22 protein-coding genes and 4 tRNA genes are annotated in these 26,814 nt (G+C 66.2%); all 26 read left to right on the top strand.

Features of this window, described 5'->3' with window-relative positions; genetic code table 11:
* Positions 1-241: 241 nt before the first annotated feature.
* Positions 242-1,744: an anthranilate synthase component I gene (gene trpE / locus E5P2_RS24885; protein ID WP_162569771.1), complete on the top strand. Its 1,503-nt coding sequence runs from the start codon at positions 242-244 to the stop codon at positions 1,742-1,744.
* Positions 1,741-2,133: a GxxExxY protein gene (locus tag E5P2_RS24880; protein ID WP_162569770.1), complete on the top strand. Its 393-nt coding sequence runs from the start codon at positions 1,741-1,743 to the stop codon at positions 2,131-2,133. Before trpE ends, E5P2_RS24880 begins: the two co-directional genes overlap by 4 nt.
* Positions 2,130-2,714: an anthranilate synthase component II gene (locus tag E5P2_RS24875; RefSeq protein WP_162569769.1), complete on the top strand. Its 585-nt coding sequence runs from the start codon at positions 2,130-2,132 to the stop codon at positions 2,712-2,714. The genes E5P2_RS24880 and E5P2_RS24875 overlap by 4 nt, the downstream gene beginning before the upstream one ends.
* Positions 2,715-2,719: 5 nt before the next feature.
* Entirely contained in the window at positions 2,720-3,784 is a 1,065-nt protein-coding gene (gene ltaE / locus E5P2_RS24870; protein WP_162569768.1) for a low-specificity L-threonine aldolase, read from the top strand.
* The gene (locus E5P2_RS24865; protein WP_162569767.1) at positions 3,777-4,448 is read left to right on the top strand and encodes a LysE family translocator; all 672 of its coding nucleotides are present in this window, start codon (positions 3,777-3,779) and stop codon (positions 4,446-4,448) included. Before ltaE ends, E5P2_RS24865 begins: the two co-directional genes overlap by 8 nt.
* 19 nt (positions 4,449-4,467) lie before the next feature.
* On the top strand, positions 4,468-5,493 hold the full coding sequence (trpD, locus tag E5P2_RS24860) for an anthranilate phosphoribosyltransferase (RefSeq protein ID WP_162569766.1): 1,026 nt from the start codon (positions 4,468-4,470) through the stop codon (positions 5,491-5,493).
* 12 nt (positions 5,494-5,505) lie between these two features.
* A complete protein-coding gene (trpC, locus tag E5P2_RS24855; RefSeq protein WP_162569765.1) occupies positions 5,506-6,306 on the top strand; it encodes an indole-3-glycerol phosphate synthase TrpC in 801 nt (266 codons plus the stop codon).
* A 32-nt stretch (positions 6,307-6,338) separates the two neighbouring features.
* Positions 6,339-7,034, top strand: coding sequence for a uracil-DNA glycosylase (locus tag E5P2_RS24850; RefSeq protein WP_162569764.1), 696 nt, complete (start codon positions 6,339-6,341; stop codon positions 7,032-7,034).
* A gap of 70 nt (positions 7,035-7,104) precedes the next feature.
* A tRNA-Tyr gene (locus E5P2_RS24845) sits at positions 7,105-7,190 on the top strand.
* A 64-nt stretch (positions 7,191-7,254) separates the two neighbouring features.
* Positions 7,255-7,328: transfer RNA gene (locus E5P2_RS24840), tRNA-Gly, on the top strand.
* Between the two features lie 34 nt (positions 7,329-7,362).
* A tRNA-Thr gene (locus tag E5P2_RS24835) sits at positions 7,363-7,437 on the top strand.
* Between the two features lie 73 nt (positions 7,438-7,510).
* On the top strand, positions 7,511-8,704 hold the full coding sequence (gene tuf, locus E5P2_RS24830) for an elongation factor Tu (protein WP_162565439.1): 1,194 nt from the start codon (positions 7,511-7,513) through the stop codon (positions 8,702-8,704).
* Between the two features lie 14 nt (positions 8,705-8,718).
* A tRNA-Trp gene (locus tag E5P2_RS24825) sits at positions 8,719-8,794 on the top strand.
* A 108-nt stretch (positions 8,795-8,902) separates the two neighbouring features.
* Positions 8,903-9,286, top strand: coding sequence for a preprotein translocase subunit SecE (secE, locus tag E5P2_RS24820; protein ID WP_162569763.1), 384 nt, complete (start codon positions 8,903-8,905; stop codon positions 9,284-9,286).
* Positions 9,286-9,882 carry a transcription termination/antitermination protein NusG gene (nusG, locus tag E5P2_RS24815; protein ID WP_162569762.1) on the top strand — a complete coding sequence of 199 codons (597 nt, stop codon included), beginning with the start codon at positions 9,286-9,288 and terminating at the stop codon, positions 9,880-9,882. Before secE ends, nusG begins: the two co-directional genes overlap by 1 nt.
* 115 nt (positions 9,883-9,997) lie before the next feature.
* Positions 9,998-10,429, top strand: coding sequence for a 50S ribosomal protein L11 (rplK, locus tag E5P2_RS24810; RefSeq protein WP_007831051.1), 432 nt, complete (start codon positions 9,998-10,000; stop codon positions 10,427-10,429).
* Entirely contained in the window at positions 10,430-11,128 is a 699-nt protein-coding gene (rplA, locus tag E5P2_RS24805; RefSeq protein WP_162569761.1) for a 50S ribosomal protein L1, read from the top strand.
* Between the two features lie 245 nt (positions 11,129-11,373).
* Positions 11,374-11,904: a 50S ribosomal protein L10 gene (gene rplJ, locus E5P2_RS24800; RefSeq protein ID WP_162569760.1), complete on the top strand. Its 531-nt coding sequence runs from the start codon at positions 11,374-11,376 to the stop codon at positions 11,902-11,904.
* A 47-nt stretch (positions 11,905-11,951) separates the two neighbouring features.
* A complete protein-coding gene (gene rplL, locus E5P2_RS24795; RefSeq protein WP_162569759.1) occupies positions 11,952-12,326 on the top strand; it encodes a 50S ribosomal protein L7/L12 in 375 nt (124 codons plus the stop codon).
* Positions 12,327-12,575: 249 nt separating this feature from the next.
* Positions 12,576-16,700, top strand: coding sequence for a DNA-directed RNA polymerase subunit beta (gene rpoB / locus E5P2_RS24790; protein ID WP_162569758.1), 4,125 nt, complete (start codon positions 12,576-12,578; stop codon positions 16,698-16,700).
* A 21-nt stretch (positions 16,701-16,721) separates the two neighbouring features.
* Positions 16,722-20,951, top strand: a complete 4,230-nt coding sequence (gene rpoC, locus E5P2_RS24785) for a DNA-directed RNA polymerase subunit beta' (protein WP_162569757.1) — start codon at positions 16,722-16,724, stop codon at positions 20,949-20,951.
* Positions 20,952-21,035: 84 nt separating this feature from the next.
* Complete coding sequence (locus tag E5P2_RS24780; protein ID WP_162569756.1) at positions 21,036-21,635, top strand: LemA family protein; 600 nt, start codon at positions 21,036-21,038, stop codon at positions 21,633-21,635.
* Positions 21,636-21,676: 41 nt separating this feature from the next.
* Positions 21,677-23,050 carry a 16S rRNA (cytosine(967)-C(5))-methyltransferase RsmB gene (gene rsmB, locus E5P2_RS24775; RefSeq protein ID WP_174262697.1) on the top strand — a complete coding sequence of 458 codons (1,374 nt, stop codon included), beginning with the start codon at positions 21,677-21,679 and terminating at the stop codon, positions 23,048-23,050.
* Positions 23,031-23,660: a DUF4390 domain-containing protein gene (locus E5P2_RS24770; RefSeq protein WP_443083530.1), complete on the top strand. Its 630-nt coding sequence runs from the start codon at positions 23,031-23,033 to the stop codon at positions 23,658-23,660. Before rsmB ends, E5P2_RS24770 begins: the two co-directional genes overlap by 20 nt.
* Positions 23,657-25,984, top strand: a complete 2,328-nt coding sequence (locus E5P2_RS24765) for a sensor histidine kinase (RefSeq protein ID WP_162569754.1) — start codon at positions 23,657-23,659, stop codon at positions 25,982-25,984. Before E5P2_RS24770 ends, E5P2_RS24765 begins: the two co-directional genes overlap by 4 nt.
* An 82-nt stretch (positions 25,985-26,066) precedes the next feature.
* Positions 26,067-26,762: a response regulator gene (locus E5P2_RS24760; protein ID WP_162569753.1), complete on the top strand. Its 696-nt coding sequence runs from the start codon at positions 26,067-26,069 to the stop codon at positions 26,760-26,762.
* Positions 26,763-26,814 lie beyond the last annotated feature (52 nt).

Below are 26,814 nucleotides of genomic sequence, written 5' to 3'. Positions count from 1 at the left end.
TGTAGCCGTTTGTCCGAGCCCTGTCGCTCGGCTAAACTCGTCACTTCCATGTTCATTCATCACGTCATCCAGACAGGGCAAGACAGCCGGGGAGCCTGGCCCTGGCGTACGCCATCGTCGTTGCCTGTCTGATTGCGCGGCGCACGCCGTGCGCCCGCGGCTCCGGTCCTGCCGACCCGGCCACACCCGAATGACACCGCCAGCGCCTTCCAAGCGTCCGCTGGCCGACGGAGACCCACCCGTGATCACTGAACTCGAATTCAAAAGCCTCAGCGCGCAGGGCTACAACCGCATCCCGCTGATGGTCGAGGCCTTTGCCGACCTCGAAACCCCGCTCTCCCTCTACCTCAAGCTCGCCTACACCAAGGACAGCGGCCGCCACAGCTTTCTGCTCGAATCGGTGGTCGGCGGCGAACGCTTCGGCCGCTACAGCTTCATCGGCCTGCCGGCGCGCACGCTGCTGCGTGCGAGCGGCTTCGGCGCCGATGCGCGCACCGAGGTCGTGACCGAGGGCAAGGTCGTCGAGACGGCCCAGGGCAATCCGCTCGACTTCGTCGCCGCCTACCAGCAGCGCTTCAAGGTTGCACTGCGGCCCGGGCTGCCGCGCTTCTGCGGCGGCCTGGCCGGCTACTTCGGCTACGACACGGTGCGCCATATCGAGAAGAAGCTCGAAAAGAGCTGCCCGCCCGACACGCTCGGTTGTCCCGACATCCTGCTTTTGCAATGCGAGGAGCTGGCGGTCATCGACAACCTGTCGGGCAAGCTCTACCTGATCGTCTATGCCGATCCCGGCCAGCCCGAGGCCTATGCGAATGCCAAGCGCCGGCTGCGCGCGCTGCGCGACCAGCTCAGGTACTCGGTGAGCGCGCCGCAGGTGAAGCCGACGCAGGCGCACCCGGCCGAGCGCAGCTTCGCCAAGGCCGACTACATCGCGGCGGTCGAGCGCGCCAAGGAACTGATCGCGGCCGGCGACTTCATGCAGGTGCAGGTGGGCCAGCGCATCAGCAAGCGCTACACCGAATCGCCGCTGTCGCTGTACCGGGCGCTGCGCTCGCTCAATCCCTCGCCCTACATGTACTACTACCACCTGGGCGATTTCCACGTGGTCGGCGCCTCGCCCGAGATCCTCGTGCGGCAGGAGCACACGGGCGAGGGCGAACAGAAGATCACCATCCGCCCGCTGGCCGGCACGCGTCCGCGCGGCGCCTCGCTCGAGCTCGACAAGGCGGCGGAACTGGAACTGCTCAACGACCCCAAGGAACGCGCCGAGCACGTGATGCTGATCGACCTCGCACGCAACGACATCGGCCGCATCGCGAAAACCGGCAGCGTGAAGGTGACCGAGGCCTTCGCGGTCGAGCGCTACAGCCACGTGATGCACATCGTGAGCAACGTCGAAGGCACACTGAAGGACGGCATGACCGCGATCGACGTGCTCAAGGCGACTTTCCCTGCCGGCACACTGACCGGCGCACCCAAGGTGCATGCGATGGAACTGATCGACCAGTTGGAGCCGACCAAGCGCGGCCTCTACGGCGGCGCCTGCGGCTACATCAGCTACGCCGGCGACATGGACGTCGCGATCGCGATCCGCACCGGCATCGTGAAGGACCAGATGCTGCACGTGCAGGCTGCGGCCGGCGTGGTCGCCGACTCGGTGCCCGAGCTCGAATGGAAAGAGACCGAGGCCAAGGCGCGCGCCTTGCTGCGCGCAGCCGAACTGGTCGAAGAAGGACTCGAATGATGGCCGACGACAACCGCAACGACGACTTCTCGCACGAGATCATCGGCGCCGCCGTGGAGGTGCAGCGCGTGCTCGGCATCGGGCTGCCCGAAGCGGTCTATGCTGCGGCGCTGGCGATCGAATTCTCCGAGCGCGAGATCGGCTTCGCGCGCGACGTGCCGGTGTCGGCCAGCTACAAGGGCCGCTCGCTCGGCGAGGTCTGCCGTGCCGGCTTCGTGGTCGAGCAGTCGGTGGTCGTCGAGGTGAAGGCGGTCGATGCGCTCACCGATGGGCATCGGGCGCAGGCCCACGCGACGGTGCGCCTGTCGCAACTCAAGCTGGGGTTGCTCATCAACTTCAACGTGTTCCCCGTGGTGAAGGGCGTGCATCGGATCGGAGCCAAGCCATGAAACTCCTGATGATCGACAACTACGACAGCTTCACCTACAACCTGGTGCAGTACTTCGGCGAACTCGGTGCCGAGGTCGAGGTGCATCGCAATGACGAGATCACGCTCGACGGCCTGCGGGCGCGCGTTGCCGCCGGCGTCGACCGGCTGGTGATTTCGCCGGGCCCTTGCTCGCCGGCCGAGGCCGGGGTGTCGGTGGCGGCGATCCGCGAGTTCGCGGGGAAGCTGCCGATCCTCGGCGTGTGCCTCGGCCACCAGTCGATCGGCGCGGCCTTCGGCGCCCGGATCGTGCGCGCGCAGCAGCTCATGCACGGCAAGACCAGCGAGATCACGACCACGCGCGAAGGCGTGTTCGCGGGCCTGCCGCAACGGTTCAGCGTTAACCGCTATCACTCGCTGTCGATCGAGCGCGACGCGTGCCCGGGTGAGCTCGCGATCACGGCGTGGACCGACGACGGCGAGATCATGGGCGTGCGCCACACGGGCTTCGCGCAGGCGGTGCGCATCGAGGGCGTGCAGTTCCATCCGGAATCCATCCTCACCGAGCACGGCCATGCCATGCTGCGCAACTTCCTGGAGTGATCCGAATGACGGCCTCATCCTCTTCGCCGACCGTGGTCGACCTGCGCAGCGACACCGTCACGCGGCCGACCGCCGCCATGCGTGCGGCCATGCTTGCGGCGCCGCTGGGCGACGACGTGTTCGCCGACGATCCGAGTGTGAACGCGCTGCAGGAAAAGATTGCCGGCATGCTGGGCTTCGAGGCTGCGCTGTTTGTGCCCACGGGCACCCAGAGCAACTTTTGCGCGATCCTCTCGCATTGCCAGCGTGGCGACGAGTACATCGTCGGGCAGATGGCGCACTGCTACCGCTGGGAAGGCGGCGGCGCGGCCGTGTTCGGCAGCGTGCAGCCGCAGCCGCTCGACCACCAGCCGGACGGTACGCTCGCGCTGGGGGCCATCGAGGCCGCCATCAAGCCCGACGACGCCCATTTCGCGCGCACCCGCCTGCTGGCGCTGGAGAACACGCTGGGCGGCAAGCTGCTGCCCTTCGACTATGTGGAACAGGCCACGCAGCTGGCCCGGCGCAAGGGGCTGGCACGGCATCTCGACGGCGCGCGGCTCTTCAACGCGGCGGTGGCGCAGGCGGCGCAGCGCGGCACCGACGCACGCACCGAAGCCCGGCGCATCGCCGGCTGCTTCGACAGCGTGTCGGTCTGCTTCAGCAAGGGCCTCGGCGCGCCGGTCGGGTCCGCCTTGTGCGGCTCGCGCGAATTCATCGCGCGGGCGCACCGCATCCGCAAGATGGCCGGCGGCGGCATGCGGCAGTCGGGCATGCTGGCGGCGGCCGCTTCGCATGCGCTCGACCACCATATCGAGCGTCTTGCGCAGGACCATCTGCTCGCGCGCCGGCTGGCCGACGGCCTGGCCGGCCTGCCGGGGCTGCAGTTCGAGGCGCCGCAGACCAACCTGCTGCTCGTCGATCTGACGGGCGAGGCGCGCTCGCGCTCGGCCGAGCTGGTGCCGCATCTGAAGCAGCAGGGCGTGCTCGCCACGGGCTTGTATCGTTTGCGCTTCGCGACGCATCTCGATGTCGACACCGCCGGCATCGACCGCGCCATCGGTGCCATCCGGAGCTTCTTCCATGCCTGAACCCCATGCATTGCTGCTGTTCGTCGCGGCGGGGCTGCTGCTGAACCTGACGCCGGGCCCGGACGTGCTCTACATCGTGAGCCGCGCGCTGCGCGCAGGCACGCGCGCGGGCATCGTCGCGGGCTTCGGCATCACCGCCGGCTGCTTCGTGCACATCACCGCGGCGGCGGTCGGCGTGAGCGCGTTGATGGCGGCTTCCATGACGGCCTTCACCGTGCTCAAGTGGGGCGGCGCGGCCTACCTGCTCTGGGTCGGCGTGCGCATGCTGCTGTCGCGGCCACCCGTGGCGGATGTGCCCGATCCTGCTGCTGACGACGGCGTGCCGGCGCGCGTCGACATGAAGAGCGTGTTCCTGGGCGGCTTCTGGACCAATGCGCTCAATCCCAAGGTGGCACTGTTCTTTCTGGCCTTCGTGCCGCAGTTCATCGCCGCCGATGCGGCGAACAAGCCGCTCGCCTTCTTCCTGCTGGGCGTGCTGTTCAATTTCAATGCGATCTTCGTCAACATCGGCTGGGCCTCGCTGGCCGGCTGGATGGCGCGCCGCGTGGGCGCGGTGCGGCGCGGCATGCACTGGCTGGAACGCTGTGCCGGCCTGATGTTCATCGGCTTCGGGCTCAAGCTCGCGTTTTCGGACAATCCTCTTGCAACGACTTCGACCCACTGAACCCAGGGAGACCTTCATCATGCCCATCACCCCCCAGGAAGCCCTGCAGCGCACGATCGAGCACCGCGAGGTGTTCCACGACGAGATGTTGCACATCGTGCGCCTCATCATGAGCGGCGAATGCTCGCCCGTGATGATGGCGGCGCTCATCACCGGCCTGCGCGTCAAGAAGGAAACCATCGGCGAGATCACGGCCGCCGCGCAGGTGATGCGCGAAGTCTCGACCAAGGTGCCGGTGGCCGACACCACCCACCTGGTCGATATCGTGGGCACGGGCGGCGACGGCTCGCACACCTTCAACATCTCGACTTGCGCGATGTTCGTCGCCGCCGCCGCCGGTGCCAAGGTCAGCAAGCACGGCGGGCGCAGCGTGAGCAGCAAATCGGGCAGTGCCGACGTGCTGGAATCGCTGGGCATCAACATCAACCTGAAGCCCGAGCAGATCGCCAAGTGCATCGCCGACGTCGGCATCGGCTTCATGTTCGCGCCCAACCACCATCCGGCGATGAAGAACGTCGCGCCGGTGCGCAAGGAGCTCGGCATCAAGACGATCTTCAACATCCTGGGCCCGCTGACCAACCCCGCCGGCGCGCCCAATATCCTGATGGGCGTGTTCCATCCGGACCTGGTCGGCATCCAGGTGCGCGCGCTGCAGCGCCTCGGCGCGGAGCACGCGCTGGTGGTGTACGGGCGCGACGGCATGGACGAGATCTCGCTCGGCGCCGCCACGATGGTCGGCGAGCTCAAGGGCGGCGAGGTGCGCGAGTACGAGCTGCATCCGGAGGACTTCGGCTTCGCGATGTCGAGCAACCGCGCGCTGCGCGTGGAAACGCCCGAACAATCGAAGGCCATGTTGCTGGGCGTGCTCGACAACCAGGCCGGTCCCGCGCGGGACATCGTGGTGCTCAATGCGGGCGCGGCGCTCTATGCGGCGGATCTGGCCGATTCGATCGCCGCCGGCGTGGCGCGGGCCAACGCCGCGCTGGCCTCGGGGGCGGCCAAGGCCAAGCTGGGCGAGCTGGTCCGGGCGACCTCGGCGGCCTAGGAGGAGCGGCGAATGTCGGACATCCTCCAGAAGATCGTTGCCGTCAAGCGCGAAGAGATCGCGGCGGCGCGGAAGAGAAGCTCGCTCGAAGCGGTGCGCTTCGACGCCGAAAGCCGCGTGCTCACGCGCGATTTCGCCGGTGCCCTGCGCGCGAAGATCGCGGCCGGTGCCGCTGCGGTGATCGCCGAAGTCAAGAAAGCCAGCCCGAGCAAGGGCGTGTTGCGCGAGGATTTCATCCCGGCGGACATCGCCCAGAGCTATGCCGAGGGCGATGGCAAGGTGAGTGCCGCCTGCCTGTCGGTGCTGACCGACCGGCAGTTCTTCCAGGGCAGCGTCGACTACCTCAAGCAGGCGCGCGCCTCCTGCGACCTGCCGGTGCTGCGCAAGGATTTCATCGTCGATGCCTACCAGGTCTACGAATCGCGTGCGATGGGCGCCGACGCGGTCCTGCTGATCGCGGCCTGCCTGGACGACGCGCAGATGCGCGACTTCGAGGCGATCGCCACCGGGCTCGGCATGGCGGTGCTGGTCGAGGTGCACGACGGCGCCGAGCTCGATCGCGCGCTGAAACTCAGGACGCCGCTGATCGGCATCAACAACCGCGACCTGCGCAGCTTCGAGGTCTCGGTGCAGACCACGATCGACCTGCTGGCGCGGGTGCCGGCCGATCGCCTGACGGTGACCGAATCGGGCATCACGACGCGCGACGACGTCGCGAAGCTGCGCGCGGCCGGTGTCCAGGCCTTCCTGGTCGGCGAGGCCTTCATGCGCGCCGACGAACCCGGCGAGGCGCTCGCTGCATTGTTCCAATGAGCGCCGGCAGGCCGCCCGGCGGAGGTCATCTGATGAATGCACCGACACAGCTGACGAGCAGCGATCCTGCCGACTGGCCGGTAGCGCCAGGCTGGAAGCCGCTGATCGACGATTTCTTTGCCGGGGCGGCCGGCCGGCGGCTGCTGGGCTTTCTGCGTGAGCGGCTGGACCAGGGCGCCGTGATCTTCCCGCCGCAGCCGCTGCGGGCGCTGGAGCTGACGCCGCCCGAACAGGTGCGCGTCGTGATCCTGGGCCAGGACCCATACCACGGTCGCGGGCAGGCCGAAGGGCTGGCGTTCTCGGTGGCGCCCGGCGTCGCGCTGCCGCCGTCGCTGCGCAACATCTTCAAGGAGCTGCAGCGCGACCTCGGCACGCCGCCGCCCCGGTTTCCGGACCCGGGCGGCAGCCTGGTGAAGTGGGCGACGCACGGCGTGCTGCTGCTGAACACCTGCCTGACGGTGGAGGAGGGCCAGCCAGCCAGTCACGCAGGACGCGGCTGGGAGGTGCTGACCGACACGGTGATCCGGCACGTGGCGCAAGGGGAGCGGGCCGTTGTTTTCATGTTGTGGGGCTCGCATGCGCAGAGCAAGCGGGCGCTGATCGATGCCGGCCGCCACAAGGTCCTGACGGCGAACCATCCCTCGCCGCTCTCGGCCCTGCGGCCGCCGGTGCCCTTCATCGGTTGCGGGCATTTCGGGCAGGCGCGGGCCTGGCGCGAGCGCGGCTGAGCGCTCTGCGAAAATCCGGGGTGCTGTCATCGACCTGCCCACCCAACCGTGCTATATTCCGAGGTTCGCCGGAGAGGTGGCCGAGTGGTTAATGGCAGCAGACTGTAAATCTGCCCTCTTACGAGTACGCTGGTTCGAATCCAGCCCTCTCCACCAGCGATGAATGGATTTTGCTGAGCGCTTGAAGATCGTGCTTCGGTGTCCTTGGGTGCGCCGCGACGCGGGAGTAGTTCAATGGTAGAACCCTAGCCTTCCAAGCTAATGACGCGGGTTCGATTCCCGTCTCCCGCTCCAGAAGTCCGTTCAACGCTAGGCGCAGGTTTGTTTTGCCCTTTTGGCTCAGTGGTAGAGCACTCCCTTGGTAAGGGAGAGGTCGCGGGTCCGATTCCCGCAAAGGGCACCAGTTTTGGGGTTGCAGCCGCCGGCTGCAACCCCATATCAGTGTGTTGATCTAGTTATTTTTCGGAGTCGAGAAAATGGCAAAAGGAAAATTCACCCGCACGAAGCCGCACGTGAACGTGGGCACGATCGGTCACGTTGACCATGGCAAGACGACGCTGACGGCGGCCATTGCGACCGTGCTGTCTGCCAAGTTCGGCGGCGAAGCCAAGGCCTACGACCAGATCGACGCGGCGCCCGAAGAAAAGGCGCGCGGCATCACCATCAACACCGCCCACGTCGAATACGAAACGGCCAACCGCCACTACGCGCACGTCGACTGCCCGGGCCACGCCGACTACGTCAAGAACATGATCACCGGTGCCGCCCAGATGGACGGCGCCATCCTGGTCTGCTCGGCCGCCGACGGCCCCATGCCCCAGACCCGCGAGCACATCCTGCTGGCGCGCCAGGTCGGTGTCGGCTACATCATCGTCTTCCTCAACAAGTGCGACATGGTCGACGACGCCGAACTGCTCGAGCTCGTTGAAATGGAAGTGCGCGAGCTGCTCGACAAGTACGAATTCCCCGGCGACGACACCCCCATCATCCACGGCTCGGCCAAGCTCGCCCTCGAAGGCGACAAGGGCAAGCTCGGTGAAGAAGCCATCATGAAGCTGGCCGACGCCCTCGACAGCTACATCCCCACGCCCGAGCGCGCGGTCGACGGCACCTTCCTGATGCCCGTCGAAGACGTCTTCTCCATCTCCGGACGCGGCACCGTGGTGACTGGCGCCGTCGAGCGCGGCGTCATCAAGGTCGGCGAGGAAATCGAGATTGTCGGCATCCGCCCGACCGTCAAGACCACCTGCACCGGCGTCGAGATGTTCCGCAAGCTCCTGGACCAGGGCCAGGCGGGCGACAACGTGGGCGTGCTGCTGCGTGGCACCAAGCGTGAAGAAGTCGAGCGCGGCCAGGTGCTGTGCAAGCCCGGCTCCATCAAGCCGCACACGCACTTCACCGCCGAGGTGTACGTGCTGAGCAAGGACGAAGGCGGTCGCCACACGCCCTTCTTCAACAACTACCGCCCGCAGTTCTACTTCCGCACGACGGACGTGACTGGCGCCATCGAGCTGCCCAAGGACAAGGAAATGGTCATGCCCGGGGACAACGTGAGCATCACGGTCAAGCTGATCAACCCGATCGCCATGGAAGAAGGCCTGCGCTTCGCGATCCGCGAAGGCGGACGCACCGTGGGCTCGGGCGTGGTGGCGAAGATCCTCGACATCTAAAGCAGGGATTTCGAAGGGGTATAGCTCAATTGGCAGAGCGTCGGTCTCCAAAACCGAAGGTTGTAGGTTCGATTCCTACTGCCCCTGCCACCTGAGGGTGGTGCTCCCCGAAAAGCCCGTCATAGCCTGACGGGCTTCGGCGTCTCAGGAAGACGTGATGAATTGAAGGCCGCAAGGCCGCAGGATTAAAGCCCCAAGATGGCCACTTCTCAAATCGAAACCGTGAGCACGAGCGCAGACAAAGCCAAGCTGGCGGCGGCTGTCGTGCTTGCGGTGGGCGCCATCGTGGCGTTCTATCTGCTCTCTCGTCAAGGCGAGATCGTGCAGTGGGCCGCCTTGCTGGTCGGCCTCGCTGCCGCGATCGGCGCGTTCGCGAGTTCGGAGAGCGGACGCCAACTGTGGGCCTTTGGCCGTGATTCGTGGCGCGAGGTTCGCAAGGTCGTGTGGCCTTCGCGCAAGGAAGCGATCCAGATGACGGCTTATGTGTTCGCCTTTGTCGCGATCATGTCCATCTTCCTCTGGCTCACCGACAAGACGCTCGAATGGGTGTTCTTTGACCTCATTCTGGGCTGGAGAAAATAATGACTGACGAAGCCGTCGAAGCCGCGCAGGACATCCATCCTCTGCTGGTCCCCGCGTCCAATCCGGATCTGCGCTGGTACGTGGTGCACGCTTATTCCGGCATGGAAAAGGCCGTCGAGCGCAACATCCTCGAGCGCATCAACCGCGCCGGCATGCAGAGCAAGTTCGGCCGCATCCTGGTGCCGACCGAAGAAGTGGTCGAGATCAAGAACGGCCAGAAGCGCACGACCGAGCGGCGTTTCTTCCCGGGCTACGTGCTGGTCGAGATGATCATGGACGACGAGAGCTGGCATCTGGTGAAGCACACCAACAAGGTGACCGGCTTCGTCGGCGGCGCCAAGAACCGGCCGGCTCCGATCTCGCAGAAAGAGGTCGAGGACATCGTCGGCCAGATGCAGCAGGGCACCGCGAAGCCGCGTCACAAGGTCGAGTTCATCGTCGGCGAATTCGTGCGCGTCAAGGAAGGTCCGTTCACCGACTTCAACGGCACGGTCGAGGAAGTCAACTATGAGAAGAGCAAGGTGCGCGTGTCGGTCATGATTTTCGGCCGCGCGACGCCTGTCGAACTCGAATTCAGTCAGGTCGAGAAGACCTGAGGCAGTTTCGGTCCAGCGCTACCCGACTCGGCGCCGGACTTCGTTTCAAGAGTCGTCAACCCCGGGGAGCTGCGGCTGAACAAGCCAAGGCGTCATCACCCGCAAGGAGAAAAGCATGGCGAAAAAAATCGTCGGCTTCATCAAGCTGCAAGTACCAGCTGGTAAAGCCAATCCGTCGCCGCCGATCGGTCCCGCACTGGGCCAGCGCGGTTTGAACATCATGGAATTCTGCAAGGCGTTCAACGCGCAGACCCAGGGCGTCGAGCCGGGCCTGCCGCTGCCGGTGGTCATCACCGCGTTCGCCGACAAGAGCTTCACCTTCATCATCAAGACGCCGCCGGCGATCACCTTGATCAAGAAGGCGATCAAGCTCGAGAAGGGCTCCGCCCGCCCGCACACCGACAAGGTCGGCAAGATCACGCGCGCGCAGCTCGAAGAAATCGCCAAGGCCAAGATGAAGGACCTGACCGCTGCCGACCTGGACGCCGCGGTTCGTACCATCGCCGGCTCTGCCCGTTCGATGGGCGTGAATGTGGAGGGCGTGTAAATGGCCAAGACCACCAAGAAGCAAAAGACGCTCGCCGGCAAGGTCGACAGCAACAAGCTGTACCCGTTGGCCGACGCCATCGGCATCGTCAAGGAAGCCGCCACCGCGAAGTTCGATGAGTCGATCGACGTGGCCGTGCAGCTCGGCATCGACGCCAAGAAGTCCGACCAGGTGGTGCGTGGCGCCGTCGTGATGCCCAACGGCACCGGCAAGACCAAGCGCGTCGCCGTGTTCGCCCAGGGCGCCAAGGCCGAGGAAGCCAAGGCCGCCGGCGCCGACATCGTCGGCATGGACGACCTGGCCGCGATGGTCAAGGCGGGCGACATGCCCTTCGACGTCGTGATCGCCGCGCCGGACGCGATGCGCGTGGTCGGCACGCTGGGCCAGATCCTCGGCCCGCGCGGCCTGATGCCGAATCCGAAGGTCGGCACGGTCACGCCGGACGTTGCCACGGCAGTCAAGAACGCCAAGGCCGGTCAGGTTCAGTTCCGCGTCGACAAGGCCGGCATCGTGCACGGCACGATCGGCCGCCGTTCGTTCGACACCGACAAGCTGCAGGGCAACCTCGCTGCGCTGATCGAGGCGCTGGTCAAGGCCAAGCCTGCGACCAGCAAGGGCGTGTACCTGCGCAAGGTGGCGGTGTCGTCGACCATGGGTCTGGGTGTCCGCGTGGACACGCAAACCATCTCGGCGAGCTGAGAGAGAGATTTGCCTTGCCCTTGACGGGGTGGGGCGATGTGGTGGGTCGCAGCGGTTTCGGCTGCTGCGGGCCATCCAAGACCGCTGGTGTGCAGGGCAAGCCTGCACTTAATCGCCGCACCGGGTGCGGCGGCCAGCGCAGATGGCGATCCCACTGCAAGGAATTTTGTTTCCGAAACAGTTGGTCGCTGCGTAAAGCGCGTCGCGAGGCTCCGGTCGAACGACGCATTGAAAAGGAGTAGACCTTGAGTCTGAATCGCAGTGAGAAAGAAGCGGTCATCAGTGATGTGACCAACCTCGCCGCAAAAGCTCAAACGCTCGTGATGGCGGAATACCGTGGCATCACGGTGGCCGATATGACCAAACTGCGCAACGAAGCGCGCAGCAAGGGCGTGACGCTCAGCGTGTTCAAGAACACGCTGGCACGCCGTGCTGTCGCCGGGAGCGCGTTTGAGATCGTCGGCGACCAGATGACCGGTCCGCTGATCTACGGCTTTTCCGAAGACGCTGTGGCTGCCGCGAAGGTGGTGGCCGATTTCGCGAAGACCAACGACAAGTTGGTGATTCGCGGCGGTGCGTTCGGCGGCAAGGCCCTGGACGTGAACGGCGTGAAGCAACTGGCCAGCATTCCTTCGAAGGAAGTGCTGCTGGCGCAATTGCTGGGCTTGTTGCAATCCCCGATCTCGCGCACGGCCCGTGTCCTGGCTGCGCTGGCGGAGAAGCGCGGCGGCGGCGAAGCACAGGCCGAAGCACCGGCCGAGGCGCAGCCCGCCTGAGGTCGGCTTGCGTTTGGAAAATTCAACCCCATTGTTAGGAAGCAAAAATGGCATTCGATAAAGACGCATTTCTGACCGCGCTCGACAGCATGACGGTCCTGGAACTCAACGACCTGGTGAAAGCCATCGAAGAGAAGTTCGGCGTGAGCGCCGCAGCGATGTCGGCTCCCGCCGCTGCCGGTGGCGCTGCCGCCGCCGTGGCCGAAGAGCAGACCGAGTTCAACGTCATGCTGATGGAAGCGGGCGCGAACAAGGTGTCGGCGATCAAGGCCGTGCGCGAAATCACCGGCCTGGGCCTCAAGGAAGCCAAGGACCTGGTGGAAGCCGCGCCGAAGGCTGTCAAGGAAGGCCTGTCGAAGGCAGACGCCGAAGCCGCCAAGAAGAAGCTGGAAGATGCCGGCGCCAAGGTGGAACTGAAGTAATTCGATCCCCCTCGAGGGCTGGAGTGTGCCGAAAGGCCCTCCAGCCTTTGCCGCTTTCAGAGCGCACCCAAAAACCGCTCCCGCAAGACGGTTTTTGAGTGTCTTCTGACCCCGACTGCAGAAGACCCCTTGGTTCGGGCGATGTGCAACGCATCGCCGTCCGCCAACGGCTGGTAGTGGCCAGCCGCCAAGCAGTGGTGCGAAAGCACTGCTGACAAGTCGCTGAAGATCTCAAGCTCCGGAGCTCTCATGGCCCAAACGTCCACGTACAGTTACACCGAACGCAAGCGCATCCGAAAGAACTTCGGCAATCGCGACAGCGTCGTCGAAATTCCCTACCTGCTGCAGATGCAGAAGGACGCCTACACCGCGTTCCTGCAAGCCGGCATCCCGCCCCAGAAACGCACCGTGGAAGGCCTGCAGGCCGCGTTCGACGCTGCGTTCCCGATCGTCTCGCACAACGGTTTCGTCGAGATGAAGTTCCTCGAGTACAACCTCGCGAAGCCGGCCTTCGACGTGCGTGAATGCCAGACCCGCGGGCTGACCTTCGCCTCGGCGGTGCGCGCCAAGGTCCAGCTGATCATCTATGACCGCGAGTCGTCGACCTCGCAGTCGAAGGTGGTCAAGGAAGTGAAGGAGCAGGAGGTCTACATGGGCGAAGTGCCGCTCATGACCGACAAGGGTTCCTTCATCATCAACGGCACCGAACGCGTGATCGTCTCGCAGCTGCACCGTTCGCCGGGCGTGTTCTTCGAGCATGACAAGGGCAAGACGCACAGCTCGGGCAAGCTGCTGTTCTCGGCCCGCGTGATTCCTTATCGCGGCTCGTGGCTCGACTTCGAGTTCGACCCGAAGGACATGCTGTACTTCCGCGTCGACCGCCGCCGCAAGATGCCGGTGACGATCCTCCTGAAGGCCATCGGCCTGAACCCGGAATCGATCCTCGCGAACTTCTTCGTCAACGACAACTTTCGCCTGATGGACAGCGGTGCGCAGATGGAGTTCGTCTCCGAGCGCCTGCGCGGCGAAGTCGCACGCTTCGACATCACCGACAAGTCCGGCAAGGTCGTGGTCGCCAAGGACAAGCGCGTCACCGCGCGCCACACGCGCGAGCTCGAACAGACGAGCACCACGCACATCAGCGTGCCGGAAGACTTCCTGGTCGGCCGCGTCATCGCCCGCAACATCGTCGACACGGACTCGGGCGAGATCCTGGCCAAGGCCAACGACGAGCTGACCGAAGCGCTGCTCAAGAAGCTGCGCGCCGCCGGCGTGCAGGACGTGCAGGCCATCTACACCAACGAACTCGACCAGGGCGCCTACATCTCGCAGACCCTGCGCATCGACGAGACGGCCGATGAGTTCGCCGCGCGCGTGGCCATCTACCGCATGATGCGCCCCGGCGAGCCGCCGACGGAAGACGCGGTGCAGGCCCTGTTCCAGCGCCTGTTCTACAACCCCGACACCTACGACCTGTCGCGCGTCGGCCGCATGAAGTTCAACGCCAAGGTCGGCCGCGACGAATCCACCGGCCCGATGGTGCTGACCAACGAGGACATCCTGGCCGTGGTCAAGATCCTCGTCGACCTGCGCAACGGCCGCGGCGAAGTCGACGACATCGACCACCTGGGCAACCGCCGCGTGCGCTGCGTCGGCGAACTGGCCGAGAACCAGTACCGCACCGGCCTGGCCCGCATCGAGAAGGCCGTCAAGGAACGTCTGGGTCAAGCGGAACAAGAGCCGCTGATGCCGCACGACCTGATCAACAGCAAGCCGATCTCGGCCGCGCTGAAGGAATTCTTCGGTGCCTCGCAGCTGTCGCAGTTCATGGACCAGACCAACCCGCTGTCCGAGATCACGCACAAGCGTCGCGTCTCGGCCCTCGGCCCGGGCGGTCTGACGCGCGAACGCGCCGGCTTCGAAGTGCGTGACGTGCACGTCACGCACTACGGCCGCGTGTGCCCGATCGAAACGCCCGAAGGCCCGAACATCGGCCTGATCAACTCGCTGGCCCTGTACGCCCGCCTGAACGAATACGGCTTCATCGAGACGCCGTACCGCCGCGTGGTCGACAGCAAGGTCACGATGGACATCGACTACCTGTCGGCCATCGAGGAAGGCAAGTACGTCATCGCCCAGGCCAACGCCGCGCTCGACAAGGACGGCCGCCTGACCGGCGACCTCGTGTCCGCGCGCGAAACCGGCGAGTCGATCCTGGTCGGCGCCGAGCGCGTGCAGTACATGGACGTGTCACCGGCGCAGATCGTGTCGGTGGCCGCCTCGCTGGTGCCCTTCCTCGAGCACGACGATGCGAACCGCGCGCTGATGGGCGCCAACATGCAGCGCCAGGCCGTGCCGGTGCTGCGTCCCGAGAAGGCCTTCGTCGGTACCGGCATCGAGCGCGTCTCCGCGGTCGACTCGGGCACCGTGGTCACCGCGACCCGAGGCGGCATCGTCGACTACGTCGATGCCACCCGCATCGTGGTGCGCGTGAACGACGCCGAAGCGGCGGCCGGTGAAGTCGGTGTGGACATCTACAACCTGATCAAGTATCAGCGTTCGAACCAGAACACCAACATCCACCAGCGCCCGATCGTCAAGCGCGGCGACAAGATCGACAAGGGCGACGTGGTGGCCGACGGCGCCTCGACCGACCTCGGCGAACTGGCCCTCGGCCAGAACATGCTGGTCGCGTTCATGCCCTGGAACGGCTACAACTTCGAAGACTCGATCCTGATCAGCGAAAGAGTCGTCGCCGAAGACCGCTACACCTCGATCCACATCGAGGAACTGGTGGTGATGGCCCGCGACACCAAGCTCGGTGCCGAGGAAATCACGCGCGACATCCCGAACCTGGCCGAGCAGCAGCTCAATCGCCTGGACGAGTCCGGCATCATCTACGTCGGCGCCGAAGTGCAGCCGGGCGACACGCTGGTCGGCAAGGTCACGCCCAAGGGCGAGACCACGCTGACGCCGGAAGAAAAGCTGCTGCGCGCGATCTTCGGCGAGAAGGCCTCCGACGTGAAGGACACCTCGCTGCGCGTCGACCAGGGCTCGCAAGGCACCGTGATCGACGTGCAGGTGTTCACCCGCGAAGGCATCACGCGCGACAAGCGCGCCCAGCAGATCATCGATGACGAGCTCAAGCGCTTCCGCCTCGACCTGAACGACCAGCTGCGCATCGTCGAGGCCGACGCCTTCGACCGCATCGAGAAGCTGCTGATCGGCAAGGCCGCCAACGGCGGCCCGAACAAGCTGGCCAAGGGCACCAAGCTCGACCGCGCCTACCTGTCGTCGATCGAGAAGTTCCACTGGTTCGACATCCGCCCGGCGGACGACGAGGTGGCATCGCAGCTCGAATCGATCAAGAACTCGCTTGAGCAGACGCGCCACAGCTTCGACCTCGCGTTCGAGGAAAAGCGCAAGAAGCTCACGCAGGGCGACGAGCTGCCCGCGGGCGTGCTCAAGATGGTCAAGGTCTACCTGGCCGTCAAGCGCCGCCTGCAACCCGGCGACAAGATGGCCGGCCGCCACGGCAACAAGGGCGTGGTGTCGAAGATCGTTCCGGTCGAGGACATGCCCCACATGGCCGACGGCACGCCGTGCGACATCTGCCTGAATCCGCTGGGCGTGCCCTCGCGGATGAACGTCGGGCAGGTGCTCGAGGTGCATCTGGGCTGGGCCGGCAAGGGTATCGGCCAGCGCATCGGCGACATGCTGCAGGCCGAGGCCAAGGTGGCCGAGCTGCGCAAGTTCATGGACCAGCTCTACAACGGCTCGGGCCGCAAGGAAGACCTGAGCAAGCTCAGCGACGCCGACGTGCTCGAGATGGCCGGCAACCTGTCGACCGGCGTGCCGTTCGCGACGCCGGTGTTCGACGGTGCCTCGGAAGAGGAAATCCGCGGCATGCTGAAGCTGGCCTATCCGGAAGAGATCGCCAAGGTCAAGGGCCTGACCGACACGCGCACCCAGGCCTACCTGTACGACGGCCGCACCGGCGACCAGTTCGAGCGGCCCGTCACGGTCGGCTACATGCACGTGCTCAAGCTGCACCATCTGGTGGACGACAAGATGCACGCGCGCTCGACCGGCCCGTACAGCCTGGTCACGCAGCAGCCGCTGGGCGGCAAGGCCCAATTCGGCGGCCAGCGTTTCGGCGAAATGGAAGTGTGGGCGCTCGAGGCCTACGGCGCCGCCTACGTGCTGCAGGAAATGCTGACGGTGAAGTCCGACGACGTGCAGGGCCGTACCAAGGTCTACGAGAGCATCGTCAAGGGCGAACACTCGATCGAGGCCGGCATGCCGGAATCGTTCAACGTGCTGGTCAAGGAAATTCGTTCGCTGGGGCTCGACATCGAGCTCGAGCGTTCTTAATTTGAAAAGGGAAAGAGTCTTATGAAATCGCTACTCGACCTGTTCAAGCAATTCACGCCCGATGAGCATTTCGATGCCATCAAGATCGGCATGGCTTCGCCCGAGAAGATCCGTTCGTGGTCTTTCGGCGAGGTGAAGAAGCCAGAGACGATCAACTACCGGACCTTCAAGCCCGAGCGCGACGGCCTGTTCTGCGCCAAGATCTTCGGCCCGATCAAGGACTACGAGTGCCTGTGCGGCAAGTACAAGCGCCTCAAGCACCGCGGCGTGATCTGCGAGAAGTGCGGCGTCGAAGTCACGCAGACCAAGGTGCGCCGCGAGCGCATGGGTCACATCGACCTGGCCGCGCCCTGCGCGCACATCTGGTTCCTGAAGTCGCTGCCGTCGCGCCTGGGCCTCGTGCTCGACATGACGCTGCGCGACATCGAACGCGTGCTGTACTTCGAAGCCTATGTGATCACCGACCCCGGCATGACCCCGCTGAAGAAGTTCGGCATCATGTCCGAGGACGACTATGACGCCAAGCGCAAGGAATACGGCGACGAGTTCGTTGCCAAGATGGGCGCCGAAGGCATCAAGGACCTGCTGGAAGGCATCGAGCTCGACAGCGAGATCGAGAAGCTGCGCGGCGACCTGACCGGCTCCGAAGTCAAGGTCAAGAAGAACTCCAAGCGCCTCAAGGTGCTTGAGGCCTTCCGCAAGTCGGGCATCAAGCCCAACTGGATGGTGCTCGAAGTGCTGCCCGTGCTGCCGCCGGACCTGCGTCCGCTGGTGCCGCTGGACGGCGGCCGTTTCGCCACCTCGGACCTGAACGACCTCTACCGCCGCGTCATCAACCGCAACAGCCGCCTGCGTCGCCTGCTCGAACTGAAGGCGCCGGAAATCATCGCGCGCAACGAGAAGCGGATGCTGCAGGAAGCGGTCGATTCGCTGCTGGACAACGGCCGCCGCGGCAAGGCCATGACGGGCGCCAACAAGCGCGCGCTCAAGTCGCTGGCCGACATGATCAAGGGCAAGAGCGGCCGCTTCCGCCAGAACCTGCTGGGCAAGCGCGTCGACTACTCGGGCCGTTCGGTCATCGTGGTCGGCCCGACGCTCAAGCTGCACCAGTGCGGCCTGCCGAAGCTGATGGCGCTCGAGCTGTTCAAGCCCTTCATCTTCTCGCGCCTCGAAGCCATGGGCATCGCGACCACCATCAAGGCGGCCAAGAAGGAAGTCGAATCCGGCACGCCGGTGGTCTGGGACATCCTCGAGGAAGTGATCAAGGAACACCCGGTGATGCTGAACCGCGCACCGACCTTGCACCGCCTGGGCATCCAGGCCTTCGAGCCGATCCTGATCGAAGGCAAGGCGATCCAGCTGCATCCGCTGGTCTGCGCGGCCTTCAACGCCGACTTCGACGGCGACCAGATGGCCGTCCACGTGCCGCTGTCGGTGGAAGCGCAGATGGAAGCCCGCACGCTGATGCTGGCCTCCAACAACGTGCTGTTCCCGGCCAACGGCGAACCGTCGATCGTGCCGTCGCAGGACGTGGTGCTGGGTCTGTACTACACGACCCGCGAGCGCATCAACGGCCGCGGCGAGGGCCTGATCTTCTCCGACATCGGCGAAGTGCAGCGCGCGCTCGACGCCAACGTGGCCGAGCTCACCGCCAAGGTCAGCGTGCGCATCACCGAGTACACGAAGGACAAGGAAACGGGTGAGTTCAAGCCTTCGACCGAGCTCGTCGACACGACCGTGGGCCGCGCGCTGCTGTCCGAGATCCTGCCCAAGGGGCTGCCGTTCTCGAACATCAACAAGGCGCTGAAGAAGAAGGAAATCTCCAAGCTCATCAACGTCTCGTTCCGCAAGTGCGGCCTGAAGGAGACCGTGGTCTTCGCCGACAAGCTGTTGCAGAACGGCTTCCGGCTGGCGACCAAGGCCGGGATCTCGATCGCCATCGACGACATGCTGGTGCCGGCCGAGAAGCACGGCATCATCGAGCGCTCCGCCAAGGAAGTGAAGGAGATCGAGCAGCAGTACGTCTCGGGCCTGGTCACCTCCGGCGAGCGCTACAACAAGGTGGTGGACATCTGGGGCAAGGCCGGCGACGAAGTGTCGAAGGTCATGATGGCCAAGCTCTCGAAAGAGAAGGCCATCGACCGCCACGGCAAGGAAGTCGAGCAGGAGTCCTTCAACTCGATCTACATGATGGCCGACTCCGGTGCGCGCGGTTCCGCCGCGCAGATCCGGCAGGTCGCCGGCATGCGGGGCCTGATGGCCAAGCCCGACGGCTCGATCATCGAGACGCCCATCACCGCGAACTTCCGCGAAGGCCTGAACGTGCTGGAGTACTTCATCTCCACGCACGGTGCCCGAAAGGGTCTGGCCGACACGGCGCTGAAGACCGCGAACTCCGGCTACCTGACGCGCCGCCTGGTCGACGTGACGCAGGATCTGGTCGTGATCGAACAGGACTGCGGCACGCAGGACGGCGCAGTGATGCGCGCGATCGTCGAAGGCGGTGAAGTCATCGAATCGCTGCGCGACCGCATCCTCGGTCGCACCGCGGCCGAAGACATCGTGCATCCGGAAACGCGCGCCGTGCTGGCCCAGGCCGGCGACATGCTCGACGAGGACGTGATCGAGGCGCTCGAACTCGAAGGCGTCGACGAAGTCAAGGTGCGCACCGCGCTGACCTGCTCGACGCGCTTCGGCCTCTGCGCCAAGTGCTACGGCCGCGACCTCGGCCGCGGCGGACTGGTCAACAACGGTGAAGCGGTCGGCGTGATCGCGGCGCAGTCGATCGGCGAACCCGGCACGCAGCTGACGATGCGGACCTTCCACATCGGTGGCGCGGCATCGCGTGCGGCGGTCGCTTCCAGCGTCGAAGCCAAGTCCAACGGCGTGATCGGCTTCAACGCCACCATGCGCTACGTGACCAACAGCAAGAGCGAGCTGGTCGTGATCGCGCGTTCGGGCGAGATCGTCATCCATGACGAGCACGGCCGCGAGCGCGAGCGCCACAAGGTGCCGTACGGCGCGACGCTGGCGGTCAAGGCCGATCAGCAGGTCAAGGCCGGCCACGTGCTGGCCAACTGGGATCCGCTGACGCGCCCGATCATCACCGAGTTCGCCGGCCTGACCCGCTTCGAGAACGTCGAGGAAGGCCTGACGGTCGCCAAGCAGGTCGACGAGGTCACGGGCCTGTCGACGCTGGTGGTGATCGATCCGAAGCGCCGCGGCGCGGCCAAGGTCGTGCGTCCGCAGGTGAAGCTGATCGATGCCTCGGGCAACGAGGTCAAGATCCCCGGCACCGACCACTCGGTGACCATCGGCTTCCCGATCGGTGCGCTGGTCCAGGTGCGCGACGGCCAGGACGTGGGCCCCGGCGAGGTGCTGGCGCGTATTCCGGTCGAAGGCCAGAAGACCCGCGACATCACCGGCGGCCTGCCGCGTGTGGCCGAGCTGTTCGAGGCGCGTTCGCCGAAGGACAAGGGCATGCTGGCCGAGATGACCGGCACCGTGTCGTTCGGCAAGGAGACCAAGGGCAAGATCCGTCTGCAGATCACCGACCCCGAGGGCAAGGTCTGGGAGGACCTGGTGCCCAAGGAGAAGAACATCCTGGTGCACGAAGGCCAGGTGGTGAACAAAGGCGAGAGCGTGGTCGACGGTCCGGCCGATCCGCAGGACATCCTGCGCCTGCTGGGCTCGGAAGAACTCGCGCGCTACATCGTGGACGAGGTGCAGGACGTGTACCGTCTGCAGGGCGTGAAGATCAACGACAAGCACATCGAGGTGATCGTTCGCCAGATGCTGCGCCGCGTCGTGGTCGAGAACGTCGGCGACGCCAACTACATCGCCGGCGAACAGGTCGAACGCAGCGAGATGCTCAACACCAACGACGCCCTGCGCGCCGAAGGCAAGATGCCCGCGACCTTCACCAACCTGCTGCTCGGCATCACGAAGGCATCGCTGTCGACCGACAGCTTCATCAGCGCCGCATCGTTCCAGGAAACGACGCGCGTGCTGACCGAAGCCGCGATCATGGGCAAGCGCGACGAGCTGCGCGGTCTGAAGGAAAACGTCATCGTCGGCCGCCTGATTCCCGCAGGCACCGGCATGGCGTACCACCAGGCGCGCAAGGTCAAGGACGCGATGGACGAGGCCGAGCGCCGCGCGATCGCCGAGTCGGAAGCCGCCGAGCTGGCGGGCAACTCGACGGACGATGCAAGCACGGTCGACGCCAGCGAAGGCGCCGCGACCGAATAACTGGTTAGCATCACCGGCCATGACCGGTCCCGAACGCCCCCCTTCCGCCCGCGGACGGGGGGCTTTTTTCTGCCGGCGGCTTCCATGAGCAAGCTGCCCGATTCACTGCCGTACTGGCTCGCCGGCGCGCTGGCGCTGTTCTGGTTCGTCGGCGCCTACAACCGCCTGGTGCGCCTGCGCTCGGCGGCGTTGCAGGCCTACGCGGCGCTCGATGCGGCGCTCGTGCGGCAGCTCGACTTCGTGCAGGCGCGTGTCGCGGCCGAGCCGGCCACGGGTGCCGTGTTCGAGAACGGATCCGGCGGCGCCTCGCTGCCCGCGGCGGCTGGGCAGTTGGCGACGCTCCTGGCAGCCACGCGCCTGCGTCCGCTCAATCCGGCCGGCATTGCGGCGCTGGCGACGGCGCTGCACGTGCTGTTGTCGGCCTGGCAGCGGCTGCATCCGGATTCGGTGGTCAGCTTCGATGCGGATGGCGTGCTGTCCCGTCCCGCACCGCTCACGGGCACGCTCGAGCCGTCCGCGGACGGGGCGGCACCCATCGCCTGGCCCGAGCCTTCGGCGGCCGCCGAGATCGCGCGCAACCAGTTCAACCTCGCCGTGGCGCAGTACAACGGCGCGATCACGCAATTCCCGGCGCTGCTGGTGGCGTGGATCATGCAACTGCGGCAGGCCGCGCCGCTGCGTTGATCGGCGTGCCGACCAGATCGGTCCTCTACCATCGGAACAAGTTGCCAGATCCATCAGACTCCTTTCCCGTCGCATTGCTGCAGTCGCCGCCGCTCTGGCGGCAATTGCAGTTGACGGCCGTCGCCATCGCTTCGATTCGCGACGGCGTGTCGGGCTCGGTCGCCTTCGCTGCCGTCGAGCCAGGCTTGCGCGCGGGCGTGCAGGCGCTCGGCTTCCAGGTGCTGCGCTGGCTCGGCCGCGCCGAGGCGCTGCGCCGTCAGCTGGCCAGGCGCACGCCGCCGCCAGCGGCCGACGCGCTGCTTTGCACCGCGCTCGCGCTGGCCTGGGATGCGGCGTTGTCGCCGTACGAACCCTTCACGCTGGTCGATCAGGCAGTCGAGGCCGCGAAGCGCAATCCGGGCACGCGCGCGCAGGCCAGCTTCGTCAATGCCTGCCTGCGGCGTTTTCTGCGCGAGCGCGACGAGCTGGTGGCGGCCACCGAGCGCGAGCCCGTGGCGCAATGGAACCATCCGCGATGGTGGATCGAGCGGCTCAAGCGCGACCATCCGCGCGATTGGCAGCAGGTGCTCGCGACCGACAACACGCAGGCGCCGATGACGCTGCGCGTCAACCTGCGCAAGACCGATATGGCGTCCTGCATGGCAGGGCTGCAGATCGCCGACGTGCCGGCGGTCCGGGTCGGCGCCAGCGGCCTGCAGCTGGGGCGTGCGCGGCCGGTTCATCAGCTGCCGGGCTTCGCCGAAGGCGAATGGTCGGTGCAGGACGCCGCCGCGCAACTCGCGGCGCCGCTGCTGCTCGGCGGCCTCGGCCAGGCAGCGAAAGGGACTGCTGCGCCGCTGCGCGTGCTCGATGCCTGCGCCGCGCCCGGCGGCAAGACCGCTCATCTGCTCGAGGTGGCGGGTCCGGGCGTCATCGAGCTCACGGCGCTGGAAATCGATGCCGCACGCAGCCGGCGCATCGACGAGACGCTGGGCCGGCTCGGCCTCGCCGCGAAGATCGTCGTGGCCGATGCCGCGCGCCCGGCGCAGTGGTGGGACGGCACGCCCTTCGACGCCATCCTGCTCGACGCACCCTGTACCGCGTCGGGCATCGTGCGCCGCCATCCGGACGTGCGCTGGCTGCGCCGCGAGAGCGATATCGAGCAGCTGGCGCTCCAGCAGGCCATGCTGCTGGCTGCCCTGTGGCCCCTGGTGCGGCCGGGCGGCCGCCTGCTCTACTGCACCTGCTCCGTCTTCCGGGAAGAGGGGGCGCACCAGATCGATGCGTTCCTTGCGCACAACACCGACGCTGCTTTGCTGCTCTCGCCGGGGCATTTGCTGCCTCAAAGCAGAGGGAATGCCCGCAGCGTCCCGGACAATGCCTTGGGTGATCACGACGGTTTCTTCTACGCCCTGCTTGAAAAGCGGCCGCGCTGAAAGGCGCAGCCCGGCCTGGCTGGTCGTGCTGTTGCTCCTCGTCTCGGTCCTGGCCTGGCTGCCCGGACAGGCGTCGGCGCAGTCGCGCGACGCCTCGGTCACCCACCTGCGGCTCGACGAGGGCGACGACGGGGTGTACCTGACCGCCCAGGTGCAGTTCGAGCTCCCGCCCCTGGTCGAAGACGTGCTCGAGAAGGGGATCGCGATCTACTTCGTGGCGGAGGCCGAGCTCTATCGGGAGCGCTGGTACTGGACCGACCGCAAGGTGGGGCAGGTCACGCGCTACATGCGCCTGGCCTATCAGCCGCTCACGCGCCGCTGGCGGCTCAACGTGTCGCCGGTGCCGATCGTCAACGCGGGCTTCGGTGTGTCGCTCAACCAGAACTTCGACACGCTGCCGGATGCGCTCGAGGCCATCCGGCGCGTGGGCCGGTTGCGGCTGGGCGACATGTCCGAGATCGGTGATGAAGCGACCCATCCCGTGACATTCCGTTTCCGGCTCGACACCTCCCAGCTGCCGCGGCCCTTCCAGATTGGTGCGGTGGGCCAGTCGGACTGGAACATCTCGGCCGAGCGCAGCGCCCGGCTGCCGCTGGAGAAGGGCCGATGAGCACCGGTCCGCATGGCGCCGCTACCGCGGCGGCGCCGAAACGCCGTTCCCGCGCCGTGCGCTGGGCGCTGGGCGTCACGGCCGCGTTGGTGACCGCCATCGGCCTCGTGCTCATGTTCCTGCTGGCCCAGGCCACCAACAACCGCGCGTTCTACGAGCGCAACTACGCGCGCCTGTTCGGCATCAACGTGGTTGTCGCGGTGGTGCTGATCCTGGTGATCGGATGGGTCGCGTTCCGGCTGCTGCGGCGCCTGCGCCAGGGCAAGTTCGGCAGCCGCCTGCTGATCAAGCTGGCCGCCATCTTCGCGCTGGTCGGCGTGGTGCCCGGCGTGCTGGTGTATGTCGTGTCCTATCAGTTCGTGGCCCGGTCGATCGAGAGCTGGTTCGACGTCAAGGTCGAAGGCGCGCTCGATGCCGGCCTGAACCTGGGCCGCGCCACGCTGGATTCGCTGTCCGACGATCTCGTGAGCAAGACGCGCACGGCGAGCCTTCAATTGGTCGACGTGCCGGACACCCGCGCCGGCCTCGTGCTCGAACGCATCCGCGATCAACTGGGTGCCAGCGACGTCGTGCTGTGGACCGGCAGCGGCCAGCAGGTGGCGGGCGCGGGCACGTCGCGCTTCCAGCTCAATCCCGAGCGGCCGACGCAGCAGCAGTTTCGCCAGGTGCGCGCCGATCGGGCGATCGCCCACATCGAAGGGCTCGACGAGGCGCCCGCGCCGGGCGCAGCAGCGCCACCGCCCGCCAGCGTGCGATCGCTCGCGCTGGTGCAGCGGACGGGATTCGAGTTCAACACCGAGCCTCGATTCCTGCAGATCACCTTGCCGCTGCCGCCGGCGATCGTGGCCAACGCACTGGCCGTGCAGGAAGCCAATCGCGAATACCAGGAAAGGGCGCTCGGGCGCGAAGGCCTGCGCCGGATGTACATCGGCACGCTCACGCTGACGCTGTTCCTCGCCGTGTTCGGTGCCGTGCTGCTTGCCGTCCTGTTCGGCAACCAGCTTGCGCGGCCGCTCCTGGTGCTGGCCGACGGCGTTCGCCAGGTCGCCGCCGGCGATCTGCGGCCGACGGCGGTGCTGCAAGGCAAGGACGAGCTCGGCGGCCTGACGCGCTCGTTCGCCGTCATGACCCAGCAGCTGGCCGATGCGCGCGGTGCGATCGAGCAGACCATGGGCGAGCTCGACGCCGCGCGCTCCAACCTGCAGACCATCCTCGACAACCTGACTTCGGGCGTGATCGTGCTCGACGCCCGGGGCGTGGTGATGTCGACCAATCCCGGCGCGACCCGCGTCCTGCGCGCGCCGCTGGCGGCCTACGAGGGCCAGCCGCTGGCCGAGGTGCCGGGCTTGATCGAATTCGCGCTGGGCGTGCAGCAGCAGTTCGACGAGTTCGAGGTCGAGCGACTGCAGCACGGACTCGACCACTGGCAGCACGCGTTCGAGCTTCATCCGGACGGCGAAGGGATGTCGCAGGACACCATCAACATCGTCGCCCGCGGCGCCGCGCTGCCGGAGGCGGCAAGGCTGCTGGTGTTCGACGACATCTCCGAGATCGTGTCGGCGCAGCGCGCCCAGGCCTGGGGCGAGGTGGCGCGACGCCTTGCCCACGAGATCAAGAATCCGCTGACGCCGATCCAGCTGTCGGCCGAGCGCCTCGAGATGAAACTCTCCGGCAAGGTCGATCCGCCCGAGCAGGCGATCCTCACCAAGTCGGTCAAGACCATCGTCGACCAGGTCGATGCGATGAAGCGCCTGGTCAACGAGTTCCGCGACTACGCCCGCCTGCCCGCGGCCGATCTGAAGCCGGTCGATCTGAACGCGCTGGTGACGGACGTGCTGCAGCTCTACGCCGCAGAGAACGCACCCATTGCACTGCATTCCGAACTGGACGAGCGTTGCCCGCCGATCCGCGGCGATGCGCAGCAGATCCGGCAGATCATCCACAACCTGCTGCAGAACGCCCAGGATGCGGCCGAGGCCGCGGTCAGCGGCCATGGCCGCAGGGGCGAAGTCATCATCCGCACCCGGCTTGGCGATTCGGGCCAGCGCGTGCGCCTCACCGTACAGGACAACGGACCGGGCTTCGTCGACAACATTCTCAAGCGAGCCTTCGAACCGTACGTCACGACGAAGACCAAGGGCACCGGGCTCGGCCTGGCGGTGGTCAAGAAAATCGCCGACGAGCACGGCGCGCGCATCGAACTTTCCAATCGCATAGTCGAGGGGGCTGTAGCCGGGGCGCAAGTCTCGCTATCATTCGCGCTTGCAGCAGAGCCGCGAGGAGCGGTCGCTTACACCGAAGATTCGAAGCCGTCCACCGCCTGAGCGTCTGTGCAAACGCGGCGGCGAGCCGGCGAGCGGACGCATCGCATCACTCCATAAATAGCAGCGCACAACTCAGGCACTCATGGCAAACATTCTCGTGGTCGACGACGAGCTGGGCATTCGGGACCTGCTCTTCGAAATTCTCAATGACGAAGGCCACAACGTCGAACTCGCCGAGAACGCGGCCGAGGCGCGCGCCGCCCGACAGCGCGCCCGCCCCGACCTCGTGCTGCTCGACATCTGGATGCCCGACACCGACGGCGTGACGCTGCTCAAGGAGTGGGCTGCCGCCGGCCTGCTGAGCATGCCCGTCGTCATGATGAGCGGTCATGCGACGATCGACACCGCGGTCGACGCCACGCGCATCGGCGCCTTTGCATTCCTCGAAAAACCCATCACCTTGCAGAAGCTGCTGAAGGCGGTCGAACAGGGTCTGGCGCGCGAGAGCGCGCGCCGTGCCGCGGCGAGCGTCGTGCCGGCAGCGAGCGGCTTTGCCGCCGTGGTGACGACCGTCGGTGACAGCGCGCTGGTGCCGCCGGCGTCTGCGGCGCCTTTGCCCGATCCGGGGCCGCACTCCGTCCAGAGCTTCGACCTCGACCGCCCGCTGCGCGATGCGCGCGACGGCTTCGAGAAGGCGTACTTCGAGTTCCATCTGGCGATGGAGAACGGATCGATGACGAGGGTGGCGGAAAAGACCGGCCTCGAACGCACCCATCTCTACCGCAAGCTCAAGCAACTTGGCGTCGACCTGTCGAGAGGCCGGCGCGGCAATGTATAATCGCCGGCTGCACGCCAAGGCCCGAAACGCCGGTCGAGTCTTTCGAGACCAC

It is taken from the genome of Variovorax sp. SRS16 (assembly GCF_901827165.1).
In the GTDB taxonomy this organism is placed as follows: domain Bacteria; phylum Pseudomonadota; class Gammaproteobacteria; order Burkholderiales; family Burkholderiaceae_C; genus Variovorax.
This window is presented reverse-complemented; position numbering and strand designations above follow the sequence as displayed.